The organism is Spongiactinospora gelatinilytica, from assembly GCF_003236385.1.
Taxonomy (GTDB): Bacteria; Actinomycetota; Actinomycetes; order Streptosporangiales; family Streptosporangiaceae; genus Spongiactinospora; species Spongiactinospora gelatinilytica.
This window is the reverse complement of the sequence record NZ_POUA01000527.1, coordinates 1-3,991: the sequence shown is the minus strand read 5'-3', so window position 1 is coordinate 3,991 and position 3,991 is coordinate 1. Positions and strand designations below refer to the sequence as shown.

The following is a 3,991-nucleotide window of genomic DNA, read 5'->3' as shown; positions in this document are numbered from 1 at the left end:
CCCCCTGCCCCTACCTCGTCGTCGAGGCCGTGGCCCCCGGGCCGCCGCCCTGCGGCCCGGGGGCCACGGCCTCGACGACGAGGTAGGGGCAGGGGGTGGGCCGTCTGGCCCGTTCCCGCCATTGTTCGTGGGCCGTGTCGAAGTCCGCCAAATCCGTGTGGACGACGCCCGTGCGCTTGTGGCCGTCGAAGTCGGGTGGCTCCTTCGTCGCGGCCACCACGAGCAGCGGGACCGGCCGCCCCGTCTCCTCTTGGACGTCGTGCATGATCGTGATCAGCCGGGCACACGCACTGCCCGGTTCCGCGTCGTTCAGCACGAGCACGGCGTGCGCGCCGCGCGCCCAGCCCGGCCACAGCAGCCAGGGCCGCAGCCGCCGGTAGGCGATCCGCAGGTCCTCGTGGAACGCGTTGACGAGGAGCTTCTCCACCTCAGGTTCGTCCTTGGCCCTGTGGATCCTGGCGACGTAGTCCGCCAGGGACTCCCCCTTCCCGCGGCGCAGGAACGGCTGAGACCGTGACTGGAACCAGCGGTAGCGGAAGTGGCCCGTGGACCAGTTGGCGGCGCCCAGCGTGGCCAGGGCCACGGCGCAAAGCAGGGCGACGCCCCAGAGCAGGCCCGCTCCCCACAGCGCGATGTCATAGGCCTTGCTGATCACGGCGGACACCGACCCGGCCGCCAGCGCGGGGACGGCCAGGAACCGGGTGATGTACTCCGCCTTGTCGAGAGGGTACTTCCACGAGGGACCGCCGCGCCGCAGCCAGGCGCGCAGCGGCTGGTCCAGCCGCTCGTTCTTGGGGTCGGCCTCGTTCAGCGCCCACAGCACGAACTGGGCGAGCGGGAAGCGCGGCGGTGGCAGGAACGACCAGGACATCCCCTTGCCCAGGGCGCCGTCCTTCCCGGCCACCCGTTCCATGAGGGTGGTCAACCGGTCGCCGGAGACGGGCGTGATCTCGGCCAGCGGAACCTTCCAGCGAACCTCGTTCACGAAACGGCTCGCCGTGTCATGGGACTTCGGCCCCACGAAGAGCACGAACGGGAGAAACCGAGCGCGTAGCCCACGCTGCACCATACCGGCGCAGATCTCGGCCAATGATCGCGTAGCTGTCATGGCTCTGCCTTGGTCACCGGATAAACGGAATCCAAACTCATGATGACACCACGGCGTGATCGTTAGATTACGTTCTCAATATCTGGACCCGCGTCTTGCCGCACTCGCCGCCTGACTACTCTTGTGGTGTGGCTGACATCGTGATTCCCGCTGACATCAAGCCCGCCGACGGCCGCTTCGGCTCCGGGCCCTCCAAGGTGCGCCCCGAGCAGCTCGCGGCCCTGGCCGCCTCCGGCGCCTCGGTGATGGGCACCTCGCACCGGCAGCAGCCGGTGAAGCGCGTCGTCCGGCGCGTACGCGAGGGGCTGGGCTCCCTGTTCGGCCTGCCGGAGGGCTATGAGGTGGCGCTCGGCAACGGCGGCACCACGGCGTTCTGGGACATCGCGTCCTTCGGCCTGATCCGGGAACGTTCCCAGCACCTCAGCTTCGGCGAGTTCTCCGCCAAGTTCGTGGCGGTGGCCGCCAAGGCGCCGTGGCTGGGCGACCCGACGGTGATCAAGTCCGACCCGGGCACGCACCCGCAGGCGCGGCCCGAGGAGGGCGTCGACGTCTACGCGCTCACCCACAACGAGACCTCGACCGGCGTGGCGATGCCGATCAGGCGGGTGACCGACGACGAGTCGCTGGTCCTGGTCGACGCGACCTCGGGGGCGGGCGGCCTGCCGGTCCAGGCGAGCGAGTTCGACGTCTACTACTTCGCGCCGCAGAAGAGCTTCGCCGCCGACGGCGGGCTGTGGATCGCGCTGTTCTCGCCCAAGGCGCTGGCCAGGGTGGCCGAGATCGCCGGCTCGGGGCGGTTCGTGCCGGAGTTCTTCAGCCTGCCCACGGCCATCGACAACTCCGCCAAGGACCAGACCTACAACACGCCCGCGCTGGCCACGCTGATCCTGCTGGCCGACCAGATCGAGTGGATGAACTCCCACGGCGGGCTGGCCTGGACCACGGCGCGCACGGCCGAGTCGGCGCGGCACCTCTACACCTGGGCCGACAAGTCGTCCTTCGCCACGCCGTTCGTGACCGACCCGGCGCAGCGCTCCAACGTGGTCGGCACCGTCGACTTCACCGACGACGTCGATGCCGCGGCGGTGGCCAAGGTGCTGCGGGCCAACGGCATCGTGGACACCGAGCCCTACCGCAAGCTGGGCCGCAACCAGTTGCGGGTGGCGATGTTCCCGGCGGTCGACCCGGCCGACGTCGAGGCGCTGACCGCCTGCGTCGACTACGTGGTCGAGCGTCTCTAGCCACCCCTCCGCCGAGGCCTGGCGCTGTCAGGCCCCGGCCAGGGCGCCCTTCCTGCGCAGCAGCCACGCGGCCAGCACGCCGCCGATGAGCCCGAACAGGTGGCCCTGCCAGGAGATGCCCTCCTGGGAGGGCAGCACGCCCCACAGCAGCGAGTAGTAGGCCACCGCGACCGCCACGCCGAGCACGATGTCGAGGATCCTGCGGTCGAACAGGCCCCGGGCGACCACGTAGCCGAAGTAGCCGAAGACCAGGCCGCTCGCGCCGATGGTCACGTAGTAGGGCGGGGTGGTCAGCCACACGCCGACCCCGCTGACCATCACGATGATCAGGCTGGCCAGCAGGAACTTGCCGATGCCGCGGATCGCGGCGACGAAGCCCAAGATGAGCAGCGGCACCGAGTTGGCCATCAGGTGGCCGAAGCCGCCGTGCAGAAAGGGCGCGAAAAGGATGCCCGACAGCGAGTCGGGGTTCCAGCCCACGATGCCGTAGGCGTCGAGCCCGCCGCCGGTGGTGTAGTCGATGACCTCGATCAGCCACATGGCGCCGACGAGCAGGGCCAGCAGCAGGGCGCTGCCGAGCGCCCCGGTGAGGAATTCGCGCAAACCCCGCTTGAACTGCTCGCCACCGGGCGAGTGCGACGATCCGTAGCCGGTCGGGAAGTCGTTCATCTGGTCTCCTGGCGCAGCCGACGAGGTGTGCGGACCCTGCCCTGAAGGAGACCGCGCACACCTTTACCGTACGCAGGAACGGGCTTGGGCGCGCCCCTCCCCGGCAAGTACGAACCAGGGAGAGGCCATCGCATACCGCTTTACTCGCCTATAGCTGGCTTTACTCGCCTTTCCAGACCGGCGCCCGCTTCTCCGCGAACGCCGCCGCGCCCTCCTTGGCGTCCTTGGAGTTGAAGACCTCGTCCACGGTGGCGGCCTGCCTGGCGAAGATCTCGTCCAGGCTCCAGTCCGCGGACTCGATCATCAGCCGCTTGGTGGCGGCGACCGCGAGCGGCGCGTTCCTGGCGATCCTGCGGGCCAGCTCGACCGCCGTCGCCAGCGCCTCGCCCGCCGCGGTGATCCGGTTGACCAGCCCCAGTTCGTGCAGCCTGGCGGCCGGGTAGTGGTCGCCGGTCAGCGCCACCTCCAGCGCCACGTGGTACGGCAGGCGCCGGGGCAGCCGCGGGAGGCCGCCCGCTCCGGCGATCAGCCCCCTGGTCGGCTCGGGCAGGCCGAACTTCGCCGTGTCGGAGGCCACGATCAGGTCGCAGGACAGCGCCAGCTCGAAGCCCCCGGCCAGGGCGTAGCCCTCCACCGCCGCAATGATCGGCTTCTTCGGCGGGGCCTCGACGAGCCCGCCGAACCCGCGGCCGGGGACGTGCGGGAAGTCGCCGGACAGGAACCCCTTGAGGTCCATTCCGGCGCTGAAGGAGTCGCCCGCGCCGGTCAGCACGTAGACCGCGACGTCCTTGCGCTCCTCCAGCTCGTCGAGCGCCGCCGCGATCCCGCGCGCCACCTCTCCGTTGATCGCGTTCTTGGACTTGGGACGGTTGATCGTGATGACGGCGACGCCACCGTCCACCTCGACCAGTACTTCATCGGACACGCTCACGGCTCCAATCGGGCAGGCCGGAAAGGCAGGGTGGGAAGGCAG

The 3,991-nt window shown here is 70.1% G+C and carries 4 protein-coding genes; 1 reads left to right on the top strand and 3 read right to left on the bottom strand.

Going from position 1 to position 3,991, the window contains the following annotated elements:
* Window positions 1-10 precede the first annotated feature (10 nt).
* A complete protein-coding gene (locus C1I98_RS36250; protein WP_146607856.1) occupies window positions 11-985 on the bottom strand; it encodes a hypothetical protein in 975 nt (324 codons plus the stop codon).
* A 251-nt stretch (window positions 986-1,236) separates the two neighbouring features.
* Between C1I98_RS36250 and serC the strand changes: the two genes are divergently transcribed.
* Window positions 1,237-2,349, top strand: a complete 1,113-nt coding sequence (gene serC, locus C1I98_RS36245) for a phosphoserine transaminase (RefSeq protein ID WP_111171804.1) — start codon at window positions 1,237-1,239, stop codon at window positions 2,347-2,349.
* Between the two features lie 27 nt (window positions 2,350-2,376).
* Here the strand turns inward: serC and C1I98_RS36240 are convergent, their stop codons facing one another.
* Both C1I98_RS36240 and C1I98_RS36235 read right to left on the bottom strand, forming a co-directional pair.
* Window positions 2,377-3,018 (bottom strand): rhomboid family intramembrane serine protease, encoded by a 642-nt coding sequence (locus tag C1I98_RS36240; RefSeq protein WP_111171803.1) that lies wholly within the window; start codon window positions 3,016-3,018, stop codon window positions 2,377-2,379.
* Between the two features lie 160 nt (window positions 3,019-3,178).
* Complete coding sequence (locus tag C1I98_RS36235; RefSeq protein WP_111171802.1) at window positions 3,179-3,943, bottom strand: crotonase/enoyl-CoA hydratase family protein; 765 nt, start codon at window positions 3,941-3,943, stop codon at window positions 3,179-3,181.
* Between the last annotated feature and the right edge of the window lie 48 nt (window positions 3,944-3,991).